General features: G+C 70.3%; 17 protein-coding genes. 4 read left to right on the forward strand and 13 right to left on the reverse strand.

Features of this window, described 5'->3' with window-relative positions:
- Positions 1–11 precede the first annotated feature (11 nt).
- From ABZO29_RS14350 to ABZO29_RS14360, 3 genes are all read right to left on the reverse strand, one after another.
- Complete coding sequence (locus tag ABZO29_RS14350) at positions 12–350, reverse strand: P-II family nitrogen regulator (protein ID WP_367320578.1); 339 nt, start codon at positions 348–350, stop codon at positions 12–14.
- Positions 347–1687, reverse strand: coding sequence for an ammonium transporter (locus ABZO29_RS14355; RefSeq protein ID WP_367320579.1), 1341 nt, complete (start codon positions 1685–1687; stop codon positions 347–349). The genes ABZO29_RS14350 and ABZO29_RS14355 overlap by 4 nt, the downstream gene beginning before the upstream one ends.
- A gap of 326 nt (positions 1688–2013) precedes the next feature.
- Positions 2014–3489, reverse strand: a complete 1476-nt coding sequence (locus ABZO29_RS14360) for a hypothetical protein (protein WP_367320580.1) — start codon at positions 3487–3489, stop codon at positions 2014–2016.
- A 433-nt stretch (positions 3490–3922) separates the two neighbouring features.
- On the opposite strand from ABZO29_RS14360, the gene ABZO29_RS14365 reads away from it, so the two are divergent.
- Positions 3923–4588: a bifunctional DNA primase/polymerase gene (locus ABZO29_RS14365; protein WP_367320581.1), complete on the forward strand. Its 666-nt coding sequence runs from the start codon at positions 3923–3925 to the stop codon at positions 4586–4588.
- A gap of 101 nt (positions 4589–4689) precedes the next feature.
- On the opposite strand, the gene ftsY is transcribed toward ABZO29_RS14365, so the two are convergent.
- Positions 4690–5883 (reverse strand): signal recognition particle-docking protein FtsY, encoded by a 1194-nt coding sequence (gene ftsY / locus ABZO29_RS14370; protein WP_367320582.1) that lies wholly within the window; start codon positions 5881–5883, stop codon positions 4690–4692.
- Between the two features lie 155 nt (positions 5884–6038).
- On the opposite strand from ftsY, the gene ABZO29_RS14375 reads away from it, so the two are divergent.
- Complete coding sequence (locus ABZO29_RS14375) at positions 6039–7019, forward strand: LLM class flavin-dependent oxidoreductase (protein ID WP_367320583.1); 981 nt, start codon at positions 6039–6041, stop codon at positions 7017–7019.
- Between the two features lie 49 nt (positions 7020–7068).
- Here ABZO29_RS14375 and smc read toward each other — a convergent pair whose 3' ends face one another.
- From smc to ABZO29_RS14390, 3 genes are all read right to left on the reverse strand, one after another.
- Positions 7069–10623 (reverse strand): chromosome segregation protein SMC, encoded by a 3555-nt coding sequence (gene smc, locus ABZO29_RS14380; RefSeq protein ID WP_367320584.1) that lies wholly within the window; start codon positions 10621–10623, stop codon positions 7069–7071.
- A gap of 253 nt (positions 10624–10876) precedes the next feature.
- The gene (locus ABZO29_RS14385; RefSeq protein WP_058922942.1) at positions 10877–11080 is read right to left on the reverse strand and encodes a hypothetical protein; all 204 of its coding nucleotides are present in this window, start codon (positions 11078–11080) and stop codon (positions 10877–10879) included.
- A gap of 381 nt (positions 11081–11461) precedes the next feature.
- Entirely contained in the window at positions 11462–11743 is a 282-nt protein-coding gene (locus tag ABZO29_RS14390; protein ID WP_367320585.1) for an acylphosphatase, read from the reverse strand.
- A gap of 242 nt (positions 11744–11985) precedes the next feature.
- Between ABZO29_RS14390 and ABZO29_RS14395 the strand changes: the two genes are divergently transcribed.
- Positions 11986–13164, forward strand: coding sequence for a CAP domain-containing protein (locus tag ABZO29_RS14395; protein ID WP_367326136.1), 1179 nt, complete (start codon positions 11986–11988; stop codon positions 13162–13164).
- A gap of 97 nt (positions 13165–13261) precedes the next feature.
- Here ABZO29_RS14395 and ABZO29_RS14400 read toward each other — a convergent pair whose 3' ends face one another.
- A complete protein-coding gene (locus tag ABZO29_RS14400; RefSeq protein ID WP_367320586.1) occupies positions 13262–13849 on the reverse strand; it encodes a flavodoxin family protein in 588 nt (195 codons plus the stop codon).
- A gap of 108 nt (positions 13850–13957) precedes the next feature.
- Here ABZO29_RS14400 and ABZO29_RS14405 point away from each other — a divergent pair, with 108 nt between their 5' ends.
- Positions 13958–14359, forward strand: coding sequence for a winged helix-turn-helix transcriptional regulator (locus ABZO29_RS14405; RefSeq protein WP_367320587.1), 402 nt, complete (start codon positions 13958–13960; stop codon positions 14357–14359).
- On the opposite strand, the gene mutM is transcribed toward ABZO29_RS14405, so the two are convergent.
- The 5 genes from mutM to ABZO29_RS14430 all read right to left on the reverse strand — a co-directional run bounded on the left by mutM (position 14332) and on the right by ABZO29_RS14430 (position 18145).
- Positions 14332–15192 (reverse strand): bifunctional DNA-formamidopyrimidine glycosylase/DNA-(apurinic or apyrimidinic site) lyase, encoded by an 861-nt coding sequence (gene mutM / locus ABZO29_RS14410; protein WP_367320588.1) that lies wholly within the window; start codon positions 15190–15192, stop codon positions 14332–14334. The genes ABZO29_RS14405 and mutM overlap by 28 nt on opposite strands.
- A gap of 79 nt (positions 15193–15271) precedes the next feature.
- Positions 15272–16090, reverse strand: coding sequence for a ribonuclease III (gene rnc, locus ABZO29_RS14415; RefSeq protein WP_367326137.1), 819 nt, complete (start codon positions 16088–16090; stop codon positions 15272–15274).
- Between the two features lie 19 nt (positions 16091–16109).
- The gene (gene rpmF / locus ABZO29_RS14420; protein ID WP_003951102.1) at positions 16110–16283 is read right to left on the reverse strand and encodes a 50S ribosomal protein L32; all 174 of its coding nucleotides are present in this window, start codon (positions 16281–16283) and stop codon (positions 16110–16112) included.
- 2 nt (positions 16284–16285) lie between these two features.
- Positions 16286–16930, reverse strand: coding sequence for a DUF177 domain-containing protein (locus tag ABZO29_RS14425; protein ID WP_367320589.1), 645 nt, complete (start codon positions 16928–16930; stop codon positions 16286–16288).
- A gap of 150 nt (positions 16931–17080) precedes the next feature.
- Positions 17081–18145 carry a cell division initiation protein gene (locus ABZO29_RS14430; protein ID WP_367320590.1) on the reverse strand — a complete coding sequence of 355 codons (1065 nt, stop codon included), beginning with the start codon at positions 18143–18145 and terminating at the stop codon, positions 17081–17083.
- Positions 18146–18190 lie beyond the last annotated feature (45 nt).

The following is an 18190-nucleotide window of genomic DNA, read 5'->3' on the forward strand; positions in this document are numbered from 1 at the left end:
GTTTGTTCCTCTTAGAGCGCGTCCGGGCCGCGCTCGCCGGTCCGGACCCGTACGGCCGTCTCGACCGGGAGGGCCCAGACCTTGCCGTCACCGATCTTGCCGGTGCGGGCCGCCTTGACGATGACGTCGATCAGCTGCTCGGCGTCGTCGTCCTCGGCCAGCACCTCGATGCGGATCTTGGGGACCAGGTCGACCGTGTACTCGGCGCCGCGGTAGACCTCGGTGTGTCCCCGCTGACGACCGTAGCCGCTCGCCTCGGTGACCGTCAGACCGTGGACCCCGAAGGCCTGCAGGGCCTCCTTGATCTCGTCCAGCCGGTGGGGCTTCACGACGGCGGTGATGAGCTTCATGCGTCCACCTTCTTGCTCTCCGCGCCGGCGACCGGGGCCGTGACGGCGGTCCGGGCAGCGCCGCCGCCGGCGCCGCTGAAGTCGTATGCGGTCTCGGCGTGCTCGGCCTGGTCGATGCCGGCCACTTCCTCGTCCTCGGTGACCCGCATGCCGATCGTCTTGTCGAGCAGGAAGGCGAGGATCGCGGAGGCGACCAGGGAGTAGCCGAGGACCGCGAAGACACCGGCGCACTGCTTCCAGAACTGGGTCATGCCGCCGCCGTAGAAGAGGCCCTCCACGGTGGACTGGCCCTTGCCGCTGGCGAAGAGGCCGATCAGCAGGGAGCCGACGACACCGCCGACCAGGTGGACGCCGACGACGTCGAGGGAGTCGTCGTAGCCGAGCTTGTACTTCAGGCCGACGGCCATGGCGCACAGGACACCGGCGATGACACCGACCGCGATCGCGCCGAGCGGGGAGACGGCACCACCGGACGGGGTGATGGCGACCAGACCGGCGACCGCGCCGGAGGCGGCACCCAGGGTGGTGAACGCACCGTGGCGGATCTTCTCGTAGAGCAGCCAGGCCAGCATGGCGGCGGCCGTGGCGATCTGCGTGTTGACGAACATCAGCGCGCCGACGCCGTCGTCGTTGCCGAGCCACGAGCCGGCGTTGAAGCCGAACCAGCCGAACCACAGCAGACCGGCACCGAGCATGACCAGCGGCAGGCTGTGCGGGCGCATCGGGTCCTTCTTGAAGCCGACGCGCTTGCCGATGACCAGGATGACGCCGAGCGCCGCGGCACCGGCGTTGATGTGGACCGCGGTACCACCGGCGAAGTCGATCACACCGAGCTCGAAGGCCCAGCCGCCGGCGCCCCAGACCCAGTGGGCGACCGGGAAGTAGACGACAGTGGCCCACAGCGCGACGAACAGCGACCACGCCGTGAACTTCACGCGGTCCGCGAGGGCACCGCTGATCAGGGCGGGCGTGATGATCGCGAACATCAGCTGGAAGACCATGAACACGAAGATCGGGATGGTGTAGCCGTCCCACAGCTCCGTCAGCCCGATGTTGCTGAGGCCCACCCAGTCGGAGGTCCAGCCGATGAAGCTGCCGGAGTCCGTACCGAAGGCCATGGAGAAGCCGTACAGCACCCACAGGATGGTGACGATGCCGATACTGATGAAGCTCATCATCAGCATGTTGAGGGTGCTCTTGACGCGGACCATGCCTCCGTAGAAGAAGGCCAGGCCCGGGGTCATGAGCAGCACCAGGGCGGAACAGATGAGCATGAAACCTGTGTTGGCGGCAGAGAGCTTGGGCGCCTCTGCGGCAAGCGTGATGGCTGGTGCCATCGGCGTCTCCTCGTCGTTAAGTACGGCCCCGTGCGGGCGAAGCCTGAGCGGATGAGAGGGGTGGGCCGGTTATGCGCCACGAGATTGACGCAGCACCGTTTCGTTGGAAGCCCCTCGTTGTTTCGCCGCCGTGACGAAGACGCCGTGCGTGTTACGCCTGGGTGAACTGCCTGATGTCCGGCCGCACGATCGTTATCGTGGCGCAACCTTCTTCGAAGGAAGGAAACCGGCCGCGGGCGGCCTTCCGATGACCTGGCATGGGGGAGCCGAGTCGGGCAGTTCGGGATGGCCGGCCGCGGCCGGGGTTCAGGGATTTCTCCGAGGTGTCAGACCGCCTCGGCGGTCTCCGGAAGCTCTGCGGCGAGCTTCTCGGTGAGGTCCACGACCTCGGCGAGCTCCCCGAAATCGCGTACCGCGGTGTCGACGGTCTTTCGAATACGAGTGTTGACGCGCTCGGAGCGCACCTTCTTGGCGACCTGCATGGCCCGCGCGGCCAGAACCGTGCCCTGCTCGGGCTCACGCCGCAGCAGGTGGACCGTGGCCATGCCGATCAGGTTCAGTGCGTACGACCGCTGGTGCTCGGCGTCCTGGGCGAACAGGTCGACCGCCCGCTGCATGACGGGCTCGGCCAGGGAGGCGTAGGCGGGGCTGCGGCCGGCGACGTAGGCGAGGTCGCGGTAGGAGTGGGAGTTCTCGCCGTGCAGCTCGGCCTCGGAGAAGAAGCGGATCCAGTCGGGGTCCGGCTCGTCCCAGTCCCGGGCCTCGGCGAAGGTGTCCTCGGCCATCCGCACCGCCCGCTTGCACCGGCCGGGCTGCCCCATGTTGGCGTAGGCGCGGGCCTCCATCGCATACAGCATCGACTGGGTGCGCGGGCTCGCGCAGTCCCGGCTGCCGTACTGCGCGAGGTGGATCAGCTCCAGGGCGTCCTCGGGCCGCCCCAGGTGGATCATCTGGCGGCTCATGCTGGAGAGGACGTACGACCCGAGCGGCTTGTCGCCGGCCTCCTTGGCGGCGTGCAGGGCGAGGACGAAGTACTTCTGCGCGGTGGGCTGCAGCCCGATGTCGTACGACATCCAGCCGGCCAGCTCGGCCAGCTCGGCGGCGACCTTGAACAGCCTCTTCGCGGTGGACTCGGGCTGCGGCTCCTGGAGCAGGTCCGTCACCTCGTGCAGCTGGCCGACCACCGCCTTGCGGCGCAGGCCGCCGCCGCACTGGGCGTCCCACTGCCGGAACATCACGGTGGTGGACTCCAGCAGGTCCAGCTCGGGCTTGGACAGCCGGCCGCGGGCGCGGCTGGTGGGCAGAGGCTCGGGCTCGTGCCGCGGGGAGGGCGGCGCGGGGACCAGCCAGCGCTGCATGGGTTCGATGAGGGCCGGGCCCGCGGACAGGGCCAGCGAGCTCCCGAGGAAGCCGCGCCGCGCCAGCATCAGGTCGCTGCGCGAGAACTCGCTGAGCAGGGCCACCGTCTGCGGGCCCGCCCAAGGCAGGTCCACTCCGGACGCGGAGGGTGACGGGCGGGCGGCGCGCAGACCGAGGTCCTCGACGGACACCACGCAGCCGAACCGCTCGGAGAACAGCTCGGAGAGGATCCTGGGGATCGGCTCGCGCGGGTTCTCGCCGTCCAGCCAGCGGCGCACACGCGAGGTGTCCGTGGAGATGTGGTTGGCCCCCAACTGGCGGGCCCGGCGGTTGACTTGGCGGGCGAGTTCGCCCTTGGACCAACCGCTGCGCACGAACCACGAGCCGAGCAGCTCATTGGGGCGCTTGTCAGCGTTCGTACCGCTTTCGCCGTTGCCGCCCACTGGAACGCCCCCATCCCTGAGACCACTTGTCGCCGAGTGCGCCAAGCCCTATCAGAATGCCGGTAAATAGGGCCTGCCGTCCGCCAGTTCTCACCCTTCGAACGGAAAGCCGCCTTGCCTCCGGCATACCCACGAGTGCATGTGCCCCAGGACTCGTGCACACAGCGTAATCCTACGATCACGCCTCCAGCCATGGCGGACCTGGAAACGCCACCATTCGCCACCCCTTCGAATGAACTCACGGTCGCCTGTACGCGATTCACTTGACATAGGACGGCAGAAGTGGGTGCAGCAGTGCACTCAGGGGCGCACGCAGCCGGGCGCACCACCCGGAGCGCTTCCGGACGCCGCTCGGACCACCGCGGAGAACACACTCAGTGACGGCGAGTCCGTTCTCCGTAACCACCGGTGCGCCGGACCCGTTGGAGGGGGCATGGGCTTCACGATCGGCAGCAGCCGGGGGATCCGCGACCTCCGGTCCACCTCGCGCCGCCGCGGCCGCTCGTCGGAGTGCACCGCCGTGGCCGAGTTCACCGGCCTGTGGGGCTGGGACGTGGTGCCGGGTGCACGCGCCGCCGCGGGCGCGTGCTCCTGCGGTCGTTCCGACTGCCGGGCACCGGGAGCGCATCCGCTGGACTTCGCGCCGGAGATTCGCGCCGGGGCGACACTCGACGAAGTGACGGAGGCCTGGGCCGAGTTCCCCGGCGCCGCGGCGATGCTGCCGGTCGGCCGTGCCTTCGACGTGATCGAGGTGGCCGAGCCGGCGGGGCGCCGCGCCCTGATCCGCCTCGAGCGCATGGGCCTCCCCCTCGGCCCGGTGACCGCGACCCCGCAGGGCCGCGCCCACTTCTTCGTCGCCCCCGGGGCGGCCGCCGAACTGACCGAGCTGCTCTACCGCATGGGCTGGGACGACCCCACCTCCCTCGACCTGCGCGGCCTGGGCCCCGGCACCCACATCACCGCTCCCCCCTCCGACCGGGGCGGACTCGGCCCGGTGCGGTGGCTGCGCCCGCCGGCCCTGGACACGGCGACCCAGCCACCGGCAGCGCGGCTGCTGCTGGGGACGCTGGCGTACGTGGCACATCGGTCGCGCGCGTAGCTTTCGGTACGGAAGAGCCCCACTCCATCTGCACCATGGGGTGGGGCTCTTCCTCTTGTACGGGTACGTCGATGCGGGCGCCGTACGCCTGCTGCGTACCGTCAGTCGCCGATCAGGGCGTCAACAAACGCCTCCGGCTCGAACGGCGCCAGATCGTCCGCACCCTCGCCGAGGCCGACCAGCTTGACCGGTACGCCCAGCTCGCGCTGCACGGCGACCACGATGCCACCCTTGGCCGTGCCGTCCAGCTTGGTCAGCACGATGCCGGTGATGTCGACGACCTCGGCGAACACACGGGCCTGCACGAGACCGTTCTGCCCGGTGGTGGCGTCCAGGACGAGCAGTACCTCGTCCAGCGGTGCGTGCTTCTCCACGACCCGCTTGACCTTGCCGAGCTCGTCCATGAGCCCGGTCTTGGTGTGCAGCCGGCCGGCGGTGTCGATGAGCACCACGTCGGCGCCCATCTCCTTGCCCTCCTTCACCGCGTCGAAGGCGACTGAGGCGGGGTCGCCACCCTCGGGACCGCGCACGGTGTAGGCGCCGACCCGCTCGCCCCAGGTCTGCAGCTGGTCGGCGGCGGCGGCACGGAAGGTGTCGGCGGCGCCCAGCACGACGCTGCGGCCGTCGGCGACGAGGACACGGGCGAGCTTGCCGGTGGTGGTGGTCTTGCCGGTGCCGTTGACGCCGACGACCATCACGATGCCGGGCTTGGTGGTCTCCGGCTCGGTCTTCACGGTGCGGTCGAAGTCGGTGCCGACCAGCTTGAGCAGTTCCTCGCGGAGCAGGCCGCGCAGCTCGTCGGGAGTGCGGGTGCCGAGCACCTTCACGCGCTCACGCAGCCCGTCGACCAGCTCCTGAGTGGGCTGCACGCCGACGTCGGCGGTGAGCAGCGTGTCCTCGACCTCCTCCCACGTCTCATCGTCCAGGTGCTCGCGCGAGAGCAGCGTGAGCAGGCCCTTGCCGAGGGCGTTCTGGGAGCGGGAGAGGCGGGCCCGCAGGCGGACCAGGCGGCCCGCGGTGGGCTCCGGGATCTCGATCTCGGCGGGCGGGAGCTCCTCGACGGTGACCGGGGCCGAGCCGTCCGGGAGGTCCACCTCCTCGATCGTTCGGCGCGGTTCTTCGCGCGGTGTCTCGGCCTCGTCGCCGACGTGCGGCTCGGCCGGGGGGGCGGTGATGTCGGGGGCGGCGGGAGGCGGCGGGGGCAGCGGCTTCCTTCGCCGACTGCCGATGACGAGCCCACCGAGTGCGCCGAGCACGACCACGGCGATGACTACAGCAAGGATGACGATGTCCATAACTCGTCCAGTATCGGCCATGGGCCTGGTCCCGACCCAGATTGGATTTTCCTCCAAAGTGTCGGGGTCGCCGGATGCATCGGCCGGGCTCGCGCCCCTGGCTGTCTGACGCTCCGTCAGCTACCGTCTCCCTCCACACACGAAGGGGACATGCCATGCCCGTCACCGTCGTACGTTTCAACCTGGTCGAACCCGGCGCCACGCCCGCCTCTCTCAGCGCCCGCTACAAGGCGGCCCTGGAGATGGCCGCGTACGCCGACGATCGCGGGATCTCCACCGTGCAGACCGAAGAGCACCACGGTGTGGAGAACAACTGGCTGCCCTCGCCGTTCGCCTTCGCGGGCGCGGTGCTCGGCGCGACCCGGCGGCTGGCGGTCACGGTCTCCGCGGTCATAGGCCCGCTGCACGACCCGCTGCGGCTGGCCGAGGACATCGCCGTACTGGATCTGCTGAGCGGCGGACGTCTCGTGACCGTGGCCGGGATCGGGTACCGGCCCGAGGAGTACGCCCAGTTCGGAGTCGACTGGAAGAGCCGCGGCCGTCTTCAGGACGAGCTGCTGGAGACGGTCCTCAGGGCCTGGACCGGCGAGGAGTTCGAGTACCGGGGCCGTACCGTACGGGTCACCCCGCGCCCGTACTCCGACCCGCACCCCCTGCTCCTGGTGGGCGGTTCCTCGAAGGCCGCCGCCCGCCGGGCCGCTCGTCTGGGTCTGCCCTTCTTCCCCAGCGCGCACCTTCCGGAGCTGGAGACGTATTACAAGGAGCGGCTCGTCGAGTACGGCACCGAGGGCTGGACGATGATGCCCGCCGCCGAGACCCCGCTGCTGCATGTCGCCGAGGATCCCGACCGGGTGTGGGCCGAGTACGGCCGCCACTTCCTGCACGAGGCGCGGACCTACGCCTCCTGGCAGTCCGGCACCGTCCGCTCGGCCGTGAAGTCGGCGGCGACCAGCGTGGAGGAACTGCGCGCCGAGGGCGTGTACCGAATCCTGACGCCGGACGAGTGCGTGGCACAGGGCCTCGACAACCTCGTCCTGCATCCGCTGGCCGGCGGGATGCCGGTGGACGAGGGCCGGCGCAGTCTGCAGCTGTTCTGCGAAGACGTACTGCCCCGGCTGGGTGACCTCGCGGTCTGATCCGGCAGTACGTCTTGGGGGTGAGGAGCGGCAGCGGGAGTCGGAAGAGTCAGCGAAGGCGCTGGCTGATGACCTTCGACACACCGTCGCCCTGCATGGAGACGCCGTACAGCGCGTCGGCGACCTCCATCGTTCGCTTCTGGTGCGTGATCACGATCAGCTGCGAGGCCTCCTGCAGCTCCTGCATGATGCGGATCAACCGCTGCAGGTTGGTGTCGTCGAGGGCCGCCTCGACCTCGTCCATGACGTAGAACGGGCTCGGCCGGGCCTTGAAGATCGACACGAGCAGGGCGACCGCGGTCAGGGAGCGCTCGCCGCCGGAGAGCAGCGACAGCCGCTTGACCTTCTTGCCCGGCGGACGCGCCTCGACGTCGACCCCCGTGGTGAGCATGTTGTCGGGATCGGTGAGGATCAGGCGGCCCTCCCCGCCCGGGAACAGCCGGCTGAACACGCCCTCGAACTCGCGGGCCGTGTCCCGGTAGGCCTCGGTGAAGACCTGCTCGACCCGCTCGTCGACCTCCTTGACCACCTGGAGCAGGTCGGCGCGGGTCTTCTTCAGGTCTTCCAGCTGCTCACTGAGGAACTTGTGCCGTTCCTCCAGCGCCGCGAACTCCTCCAGCGCGAGGGGGTTGACCTTGCCGAGCTGCTGGTAGGCCCGCTCGGCGGCCTTGAGCCGCTTCTCCTGTTCGGCGCGCACGAACGGCCTGGGCCGGTTGCGCGGGTGCTCGGGGTCCTCCGGCAGCTCCTCGCCCTCGGCGGGCGGGGAGGGGGGCACGAGCTGGTGCGGGCCGTACTCGGAGACGAGCCCCGCAGGCTCCACGCCCAGCTCTTCCAGCGCCTTCGACTCCAGCTGCTCGATCCGCATCCGCTTCTCGGCGCCGAGCACCTCACCGCGGTGGACGGAGTCGGTCAGCTTGTCGAGCTCGGCCTTGAGGTCGCGCCCCGCGCCCCGGGCGGCGGTCAGCTCCTGCTCGCGAAGGACCTTGGCGGCCTCCGCGGCGGCCCGCTCCTCCTCCGCACGGCCCAGCGACACCTCGACATGGGCGAGCAGCTGCCGCGCACCGGAGGCGACGGCCTCCGCGACGGCCGCCTCGTGCCGCAGCCGCGCCCGTCGCTGCTCGGCACGCGCGCGTGCCTCGCGCTCCGCACGCGCGGCCCGGTCCAGCGAGTCGGCCCGTCCGGCGAGCCCCTTGACCCGCTCCTCGTGCGTACGGACCTGGAGGCGGGCCTCCATCTCGGTCTGCCGGGCGTTGGCCCCGTCGGCGGCGAGACGGTCCCGTACCGACGTGTCGGGCTCCTCCTCGATCGGCATCTCCTCGGCGACGGCCAGCCGCTCGGCGAGTTCCTCGACCTCCTCCAGGGCCTTGTCGAGCGCCTCCTGCGCCCTCGCGGCCGCGGCGACGGACCGCTCGGCCTCACCGGCGGCGCCGCGCGCCTGGCCCGCGAGCCGCCCGAGCTGCTGGGCGACCGCCGACTTCTCCCGGTCGGCGGCCCGGCGCCGCTCCCCCAGCTCCTCGACTTGCGCGGCGCACTCCTTGCGCCGCTCGGCCGCCGCGTGCTGTGCCTCGGTCAGCTCCTCGCACCGCACGGCCAGCTCTTCCAGCTCGCGCGCGGCCTCGTCCACGGACGCCTGTACCTCGAGCAGACTGGGCGCCCCCGCGGAACCGCCGTGCGCGAAGTGCGCGCCCAGCAGATCGCCCTCGGCCGTGACGGCGGTGAGGTCCGGGCGGGAGTACACCAGGTCCTCGGCGTCCTCCAGGGTGCCGACGACGACGATCCCGCGCAGCAGGCGCCGTACGGCGGGCATGAGCTCGGCGGGGCCCCGGACGAGGTCGGCGGCGTACGGCGGCCCGTCCGGCCGTGACTCCTGCGGGACGTCGTCGGGGGCGCCGCTCAGCAGCAGGGACGCGCGGCCCGCGTCCTGCTTGCGCAGCAAACGGATCGCGTCGGCGGCCGAGGACGGCGTCGCCACGGCGATGGCGTCCGCCGCCGCGCCGAAGGCGGCGGCCAGCGCGACCTCGTGGCCCGGAGTGACCGTGAGCAGTTCGGCCGCCGGACCCAGCAGACCGGTGAGACGATCCGTCGCGCCGAGCAGCGCGCCCGTGCCGTCCTTGCGGCGCAGGCCAAGGGCGAGGGCCTCGTGGCGGGCCTGGGTCGCGGCACGTCTGCGTTCCGCCGCGGTTGCCGCCTCGCGGGCAGCGCTCAGCGCGGCCTCCGCCTCGGCGAGCTGCTGCCTGGCCGCCTGGTGCCGGTCGCCCAGTTCCACGTCACCGGCGTCGAGGCCGTCGACCTCGGCCTTGAGGGCCTCGTACTCCTCCTGCGCCCGGACGGCCCGCTCCTGGGCCTCGTCCCGCGCGGCGGCCAGGCGGTCGATCTCGGCCTGGGCGGAGGCGGCGCGTGAGCGGGCGGCGTTGACCTGCCCGTTCAGCCGGGCCAGACCCTCGCGGCGGTCGGCGATGGCGCGGGCGACGTCCTTCAGGCGGCGTTCCTCGACGGCGAGCTCGCGCTCCAGTTCGGCGCGGTGGGCGACAGTGTCGTCGAGCGCCCGCTCGGCGGCCTCCAGGGCGGCCTCCAGTTCGGCCTCCTGCTCACGGATGCGGGCGGCCTCGCGTTCCATGTCCTCCGGGTCGCGGCCCCGCCGCTCCTCGGGGGGCGCGGAGGTCGCGCTCTTCACGCGCGCGTCGGCCAGCGAGATCGTGCCGCGCACCCGCTCGGCGAGCTGAGAGAGCTCGTACCAGGTCTGCTGGGCGCGCTGCAGGCGCGGCGTGAGCTGCCGTACCTCGTCCTCGAGGAGCGCCTCGCGCTGGAGCGCCTTCTTCAGCTCCTGCTCGGCGGCTTCCTTGCGCTCCTTCAGGGCGGCCTCGTCGGCGATCTCGCTCTTGAGGGCTTCGCGCAGCCGTACGAGGTCGTCGGCGAGGAGGCGGAGGCGGGCGTCGCGCAGGTCGGCCTGGATGACGGCGGCCCGCCGGGCGACCGCGGCCTGGCGGCCCAGGGGCTTGAGCTGTCTGCGCAGTTCGTCCGTCAGGTCCTGCACGCGCGCGAGATTGGCCTGCATCGCGTCCAGCTTCCTGAGGGCCTTCTCCTTGCGCTTGCGGTGCTTGAGGACGCCGGCCGCCTCCTCGATGAAGGCGCGGCGGCCCATGGGATCGGCGTGCAGGACGGAGTCGAGCTGGCCCTGACCGACGATGACGTGCATCTCACGGCCGATGCCGGAGTCGGACAGGAGGTCCTGGATGTCCAGCAGGCGGCAGGTGTCGCCGTTGATCTGGTACTCGCTGCCGCCGTTGCGGAACATGATCCGCGTGATGGTGACCTCGGAGTACTCGATGGGCAGCGCACCGTCGGAGTTGTCGATGGTCAGCGACACCTCGGCGCGGCCCAGCGGCGGGCGGCCCGTGGTGCCGGCGAAGATGACGTCCTCCATCTTGCCGCCGCGCAGCGACTTGGCACCCTGCTCACCCATCACCCAGCTCAGGGCGTCCACGACATTGGACTTGCCCGAACCGTTCGGGCCGACGACACACGTGATGCCCGGCTCGAACCGGAGCGTGGTCGCCGAGGCGAACGACTTGAACCCGCGGAGGGTCAGGGCCTTGAGGTGCACGCCGCCGGACTCTACCTTCCGCCCGTATCCCGCTCCATGAACCCGCGGTTTCACCCTTGAACGTGCAGGGCACACCAAACGTTAAAGACACTGAAAGGGTGCGCGGGAGCAAGAAACGCGGGGCGGAAAACGCGGAGGCCGGGAAGGGTCAAGAAAGAAGGGACGCCGAAGCGTCCCTTGCAACTTCTGACAACTTAGCGGTTGATACGGGCAGCCCAACCACTGCGTGTGCTGTCGTGGAGCGATGCAGTGATCAGGTGAGCGCAGGCTCCGCCTGGTGTGCGTCGATGCTCTCCATGATCCTGTCGTGAGAAGCGGCAGCCGTCAGCGCGTCGTTCTCCGCCTGGATCCGTACGAGCTCGGATTCCAGGTCCTGTACGCGCTGCTGGAGCCGTCGCATCTCGGCGAGGAGTCGAGGGTCGGAGCCGCCGACGTAACCGAGAAGCGCCTTTGCCATGATGGATGGTCCTCCACACTGAGTGACCGACCGAAGCGGTGTGGGTCGTGAGGGATTCGCACCCGCGGTGCTTGACAGGCCTGGAGTTGTGCTGCCGTTCAGCCATGCCAAACAGCTAAGGTGCGCGGGGCTTTCAGCGTCTCACCAAAAAGTTTGACGGTCAACACGATCACGCCCCGTATCGGCGGGCAAACCCGGTGGCGCGCGGCCGGAAGCGGCGGCGCGGCGGCTGCTGCGGGGCCCTCAGGGCGTGACGATCATCCTTGCGTGCGGAGCTTGCCACGACAAGCGATTCTTGGCAACCACCTGCCCATTTCCGCTCCGGGCAGGTACCGGTGGCATCTTTCTCCGCTTCTACCGGCGCCGTTTCGCGGAGGTGGCTCAGCGGATGGCGAAGCCGTCGTACCCCCCGCGAGGTGTGTCCCAGATCTCGGTGACACCGTCCACATGCCCGGGCGTGTCGTCGCCCTGGAGCCAGTCGAGGAGGCCCTGGCAGTCCTCGCGTGAGCCCTCCGCGACCACCTGGACGCGTCCGTCCGCCAAATTGAGAGCAAAACCACTCAGGCTCCCGATCTCGAGGGCCTTGGCCCGCGTGAACCAGCGGAAACCCACACCTTGGACGCGCCCACGCACCCAGGCGACCAGTCGCACATCCTCGCTCATGGGTGCAACCTAACCGGCCAATGTCACACGGGGCACTCCCTCCCCCGGCGCCATGCGGTACCGTCCCCACCCAATGAATCTCATATGAAACTCACTCGATCGAGTGAGTCCGGTCGACCACAGGGCTCAGGCACCACTCCGGTTCGTCCGCAGGGACCCGGGACGGCTCCGGGTCGACTGCAGTGACTCGGGAAGGCCCCCGGGTCGACCGCGAGGACCGCAAGGACGAGGAAGGCCAGGACATGGGACGCCACCGACGCTCCGCCGCCGGCCGCGCCGCCACGGGCCGCGCCACGGGGGTCATACAGACGGACGGCTCGTATACGGGGAGCCGCGACCCGCAGGACTCGTACGCGGGTGACCACTCCACGATGGGCATAGCGCCCTACCTGAACCCCGAGGCGTACGCCGACTCCTACTCGAGGAGCCAGGAGTACCTCTTCGCGACGGACGACGAGTACGCCCGGGACACCGGCTCCTACGCCCGGGACACGGACGCCTACACGTGGGACACCGGCGCCTACACCTGGGACACCGACGCCTCCGCCCGAAACACGGACACCGCGGTCTTCGCGTCCGAGGGCTTCACGCCCTCCGGCGGGCGTGGCCGGAGCGGGAGCTCGCACCGCCGCCGCAAGAAGAAGGCCGCCACGCCGGTCCGTACGGGCCTGCTGGGCGTCTCCGCCGCTGTCGCCCTCGGCACGGTCGCGGTCGCCACGGGCGCGGTGCCCGGCCTCGAGAACTACAAGATCGGCGGCGGCAGCGGCCCGGGCGACAGCGTGCAGGCGGGGGACGCGCCGACGAACTCCGAGTCTCAGCAGGGCGGCACGTCCGGCGCCGCCGAGAGCCGCGACTCCACATCGACCAGCCGCGATGCCGAGCGGTCCACCACACCGTCGCCCTCCCCCTCGACCTCCTCCGCGGCGCCCACGCAGACACCGTCGAAGAAGCCGACGCCCACTGCCTCCAAGGAACCGGAGACGACGCCGTCCAAGGCCGCCACGAAGGCGCCGGAGAAGTCCGGCGCCGTGACGGTCTCGGAGGAGGCCGCCGCGGCTGCGCAGGTGCTGAAGCTCGTCAACGAGGAGCGGGCGAAGGTCGGCTGCAGCGCGGTCGCCGCGAACAGCTCGCTGGCCGAGCTGGCCCAGGCCTTCAGCGAGGACATGGCCGAGCGGGGCTTCTTCGACCACACCGACCCGGACGGGGCGAGCCCGTGGGACCGGGCCGCGAAGGCCGGCATCACCGACCTCGGCGGCGAGAACATCGCCCGCGGGCAGGCCGACGCGGCGGCGGTCATGGAGGCGTGGATGAACAGCCCGGGGCACCGGGCGAACATACTGAACTGCGACTTCAAGACGCTGGGCGTCGGTGTGCACTTCGGGTCCGGCGGTCCCTGGTGGACGCAGGACTTCGGCTACTAGCAGCCGAGAAGGGCGAAGGGGCTGCTACCGGTCGCCGGTGGGAGCCCCTGAGTCGTTCCTGGCTCGTAAACGCTTGCGCGAGCGTTTACGCACGCACTTACGCAGCCGCCGCGCGTCCCTGCACGAACACCCGCGCCGTCTCCGCCACGCGGCGCCCCAGGTGCTCCGCCGTCGCCACGTCGGCCTTGTGGACGGCCTCGGGACCCTCGTCGACGTTGGTCTGGGCGGCCGCGCCCGCGAAGACGCCGAGGCGGTTGAGGTCGTGCTCGGAACCCTCGCTGTTGTTCCAGCCCGGATGCAGGCCGAGGTTGACCCAGTTCATGCCGTGCTGCGCGGCGAGGATCTGAAAGAACTGCAGGGTGTGCAGCTTGTCGCCGCTCTTGGAGCCCGAGTTGGTGAAGCCGGCGGCCAGCTTGTCCTTCCATGCCTGCCCGAACCAGCGCTTCGAGGACGCCTCGGCGAAGACATGGAAGGCGCCGGTCGCGGTGCCCATGTAGGTCGGAGAGCCGAACACGATCGCGTCCGACGCATCGAGGGCCGCCCACTGCTCCTCGGTGATCTCGTCGACCTTGATCAGGTGCACCTCGGCACCGGCATCGGCGGCTCCGGCGCGGACGGCCTCGGCGAGGACGGCGGTGTGGCCGTGGCCGGAGTGGTAGGCGATGGAGACAACAGGGGTGGTCACGGTGCGTACTCCTGGAATGAGCAGTTCACTGACAATGACGAAAGGAAAGCACTAACTCTTAGTTAGTGCAACCTCCCGGTTAGCGCTGCCTGCGAGTACGCTTGAGACATGGACAACACGCAGGAGCTCTCGGAGGAGCAGGAACTCCCGTTCAACGTGTTCGCCAAGGCCTGCCCCTCGCGCGGCACGCTGGAGCACGTCACGGGACGCTGGGGCGCACTCACGCTCGGCGCGCTCCACGAGGGCTCCCTGCGCTTCAACGAGCTGCGCCGACGCGTCGACGGCGTGAGCGAGAAGATGCTGTCCCAGACCCTGCACGCGCTGGAGCGCGACGGTCTTGTGCACCGCGAGGCCCAGCCGACCAATCCGCCCCGCGTGGACTACGAGCTGACGCCGCTGGGACGCCAGGTGGCGGAACGGCTGCTGACCCTCATCCACTTCCTCGAGGGCAGCATGGGCGACGTGCTGGAGGCACGTGAGCGCTACGACGAGACACGCGGCGTGCGCTGACAGCGCGGGCAGAAGTAGCTGGAACGGTTCATCCACGGGCGCCGGCGCATCGGTGTGCCGCACCTCTTGCACGGCAGTCCCTCGCGGCCGTACGCGTCGAGGCTCCGGTCGAAGTAGCCCGACTCGCCGTTGACATTGACGTACAGGCTGTCGAAGCTCGTGCCGCCGACGGCGAGCGCGGCGTTCATCACGTCCCGTATGTGGCCCAGGAGTTCGGCCGTGCGCGGGCGTGTGAAGGTCGCGGTGGGGCGGTCGTAGTGGAGGCGGGCACGCCAGAGGGCCTCGTCCGCGTAGATGTTGCCGACGCCGCTGATCAACGACTGGTCGAGCAGGGCCCGTTTGATGGTGGTGCGCCTGCGGCGCAGGGCGAGATGGAAGGCCTCGTCGTCGAACAGCGGGTCGAGGGGGTCGCGGGCGATGTGCGCGATGACGTCGGGCAGGCCGTCGGGGGTGTTGTCGTGCAACGACAGGCCGCCGAACGTGCGTTGGTCGACGAAGCGCAGTTCGGTGTTCAGGCTGTCGGCGAACCGGACGCGGATGCGCAGGTGCTTCTCGTCCGGCGCCTCGTGCGGCTGGACCAGGAGCTGTCCGCTCATGCCGAGGTGGGCCAGGATCGACTGGCCGGTGTCCTCCAACGGCAGCCAGAGGTACTTGCCGCGGCGGCTGGGGGTGCCGATGCGGTGGCCCTTGAGGCGGTATGCGAAATCGTCCGCACCGGCGATGTGACGCCGTACGGCCCGCGGGTGCAGCACCTCGGCGTCGGCGACGGTCCGGTGGGCGACCCACCGCGCCAGGCCGCGCCGTACGACCTCGACCTCGGGCAACTCGGGCATGAGGACCCCCCGTGACGAACCGTGTGGGAAGCCGAGCGCCCGCCCCGGGACAGGAGCGGGCGGTCAGCCGTGCTGTCGGTCAGGCGGATGTGGACGACTGGTCGTGGTGGTCGCCCTTGGCGGCCTGCTCGGCCGCGTCGACGACCTCCTTGGCCTCCTTGGCAGCCTTGGCGCGCTCGTCCGCCGCGGCCCGGATGGACCGCCACGCGGACTCCGCCGCCTGCTGCTCCGCCTCCTTCTTGCTGCGGCCGGTGCCGGTGCCGTACGAGACGCCTCCGACGCGGGCGGCAGCAGTGAAGGTCTTCTCGTGGTCGGGGCCGGTCTCCGTGACCAGGTACTCGGGCACACCGAGCCCCTCGGTCGCGGTGAGCTCCTGGAGGCTGGTCTTCCAGTCCAGGCCGGCTCCGAGGTTCGAGGACTTCTCGATCAACGGGTCGAACAGGCGGTGCACCAGTTCGGAGGCCGCGTCGAGGCCCTGGTCGAGATAGACCGCGCCGATCACCGCTTCCAGGGTGTCGGCAAGGATGGACGCCTTGTCCCGGCCGCCCGTGCCCTCTTCACCACGGCCGAGCCGGATGAAGGAGCCCAGGTCGAGACCGCGACCGACCTCCGCCAGCGCACGCGAGTTGACCACCGCGGCCCGCAGCTTGGCCAGCTGGCCTTCGGGCAGGTCGGGGTGGGTGCGGTACAGCGTGTCCGTGACGACGAGGCCGAGGACGGAGTCCCCGAGGAACTCCAGCCGCTCGTTCGTCGGCAGACCGCCGTTCTCGTACGCATAGGAACGGTGGGTCAGCGCACGCACCAGAAGGGCGGACTCGAGCTGGTAGCCGAGCCGCCCTTCCAGAAGCGTGTGGGACGAGGCCGTGTTGTCCGCTGAGTTCTTCTTCGGCGTGGACACAGTGCCTCTCACCAGCCGCTCAGACCTCGAGGACCTGGCGCTTGTTGTAGGTGCCGCACGACGGGCACGCGATGTGCTGCTGCTTGGGCTCGTGGCAGCGCTCGCACGCAACCAGAGTGGGGACCGCAGCCTTCCACTGCGACCGGCGGTGGCGCGTGTTGCTGCGCGACATCTTCCGCTTCGGAACAGCCACGGCTACTTCTCCTGCTTCTCGTCGACGCCCGCTTCGGCGCCGCTCATCTCGTCCTTATCGCCGTCTTCGAGTGAATCGGCGAGTCCCTGCAGTGCCGCCCAACGGATGTCGACGGCGTCGTGGTGGTGGTCCGGGTCGTCCGCCAGCCGGGCTCCGCACTCGGAGCACAGGCCGGGGCAGTCGTCCTGGCACACCGGCTGCATCGGCAGTGCGAGCACCACCGCATCGCGCAGCACGGGTTCGAGGTCGAACAGGCCGTCCTCGAGAAAGAGCCTGTCCTCGTCTTCCTCGGCGTCGTCGGCCGGTTCCGCCTTCACGCGGCCACGGTCATCGGCGTCAGGGTACGAGAACATCTCCTGGAAGTCCGCTTCGAGACCGAGCTCGAGCGGCTCCAGACACCTTACGCACTCCCCCTCGGCCTGTGCACGGGCGGTGCCTGTGACGAGCACACCTTCCATGACCGACTCGAGCCGGAGCTCGAGCTCCACCGGGGCGCCTTCCGGCACTCCGATGACTCCCTGGATACCGAAGTCCTTGGGAGCGTCGACCGTGCGGGTCAGGCGCTGCAGCGCACCAGGCCGCCGCCCCAGCTCGTGCGTGTCGAACACGAGAGGGTTGCGGTGGTCGAGGCGGGCGTTCAGGGCCATTCCTGCTTTCGATCTTCTGAGCTCAGGGGACGCCGCCCTTTGGTGTTCCCGGGCAGCGCTGATCGCGGACGTACACGCGACCGAAGAGCCAGGATACTGGACCTTTCGCTCTCGGCCCAATCCGGTGCTCTCCAGGACGGTGCCCGGGGTTCAGCCGTTGCCGCGTCCCTGCTCGTAGGCCCGCAACTGCTCGGCGCTGATCATGCTGGTGTCGAAGAGGCTGGTCTCGTCGAGGGCGTATCCCGGCTGCCCCTGGTGCGCTTGCTGTCCCTGGTGCGTCTGATGCGCCTGGTTCGGGTCGTAAGCGGTCTGCTGGGCGTCGTAGCCCTGGTAGCCGCCGTACGGGTCCGCCTGCTGCTGATAGCCGTACGCGTCCTGCCCGCCGTAGGCGGGCTGCTGCTGGTAGCCGCCGTACGGGTCCGGCTGCTGCTGGTAGCCGTACACCGGCTGCTGGTCGTACTGCTGCTGCGCCGGCTGCGCGGCCGGGGCGTCCTGCTCCGCCAGGGCGGCGAGGTCGGCCAGGTAGTCGGCGTCGCTGGAGTGCTGGACGGTGGAGGTGTCGTCGGCGAGGGCGCCGAGGTCGTCGGTGGCGATCCGGCCGTGCAGCTTCTGGCGACCGCGGCCGACCGCCTCGAGGGTCTTGGCGAGGACCGCCTCGAAGGCGCCGAGCTTGACGTCGACGTACTCGTCGGCGGTGCGGCGCAGGGTCTCCGGGTCGTGGCTGCGCTCGGGGGCGTCCTCGTCCTCGTAGCCCTGCTCGTCGAGGCCGGGTCCGGTGCCGAGGAGCTTCTCGCGGCCACGGCCGACCGAGCCGAGGGTCTTGGTGAGGACGACCTCGAAGTTGGCGAGCTTGGAGTCGACGTAGTCGTCGGCCTCCGCGCGGACGTCCTCGGCCTCCTTGCGGGCCTCGGCGAGGATCCGGTCGGCCTCGGCCCGGGAGCGGCGGGCGACCTCGGTGTCGGAGACCAGGGAGCCGCGCTCGGCATGCGCTGTCTCGATGATCCGCTCGGCCTCCTGGCGGGCCTGCTCGACCATCTGCTCGCGGCCGCCGATCAGCTCCTGCGCCTGGGCGAGGGAGCCGGGCAGCGCCGCGCGCACCTCTTCCAGCATCGAGAGCAGTTCCGCGCGGTTGATCACGCACGAGGCCGACATGGGCATGGCCCGGGCACTGGAGACCGCCGAGACGATCTCGTCGAGCTTCTTCTGCACGTCCACCGTGTGCTCGCCACTCTCTACAGCTGTGATGGAGACGGACGGGAC

It is taken from the genome of Streptomyces sp. HUAS ZL42, from assembly GCF_040782645.1.
In the GTDB taxonomy this organism is placed as follows: Bacteria; Actinomycetota; Actinomycetes; order Streptomycetales; family Streptomycetaceae; genus Streptomyces.

Bases quoted from the DNA above. Each gene is read 5' to 3' on its own strand.
- mutM (WP_367320588.1), bottom strand. From the start codon at position 15,192: ATGCCCGAGTTGCCCGAGGTCGAGGTCGTACGGCGCGGCCTGGCGCGG.
- ftsY (WP_367320582.1), bottom strand. From the start codon at position 5,883: ATGGACATCGTCATCCTTGCTGTAGTCATCGCCGTGGTCGTGCTCGGC.
- ABZO29_RS14390 (WP_367320585.1), bottom strand. From the start codon at position 11,743: ATGAGCGAGGATGTGCGACTGGTCGCCTGGGTGCGTGGGCGCGTCCAA.
- ABZO29_RS14375 (WP_367320583.1), top strand. From the start codon at position 6,039: ATGCCCGTCACCGTCGTACGTTTCAACCTGGTCGAACCCGGCGCCACG.
- ABZO29_RS14425 (WP_367320589.1), bottom strand. From the start codon at position 16,930: ATGGCCCTGAACGCCCGCCTCGACCACCGCAACCCTCTCGTGTTCGAC.
- ABZO29_RS14350 (WP_367320578.1), bottom strand. From the start codon at position 350: ATGAAGCTCATCACCGCCGTCGTGAAGCCCCACCGGCTGGACGAGATC.
- ABZO29_RS14385 (WP_058922942.1), bottom strand. From the start codon at position 11,080: ATGGCAAAGGCGCTTCTCGGTTACGTCGGCGGCTCCGACCCTCGACTC.
- ABZO29_RS14405 (WP_367320587.1), top strand. From the start codon at position 13,958: ATGGACAACACGCAGGAGCTCTCGGAGGAGCAGGAACTCCCGTTCAAC.
- ABZO29_RS14365 (WP_367320581.1), top strand. From the start codon at position 3,923: ATGGGCTTCACGATCGGCAGCAGCCGGGGGATCCGCGACCTCCGGTCC.
- ABZO29_RS14395 (WP_367326136.1), top strand. From the start codon at position 11,986: ATGGGACGCCACCGACGCTCCGCCGCCGGCCGCGCCGCCACGGGCCGC.
- ABZO29_RS14355 (WP_367320579.1), bottom strand. From the start codon at position 1,687: ATGGCACCAGCCATCACGCTTGCCGCAGAGGCGCCCAAGCTCTCTGCC.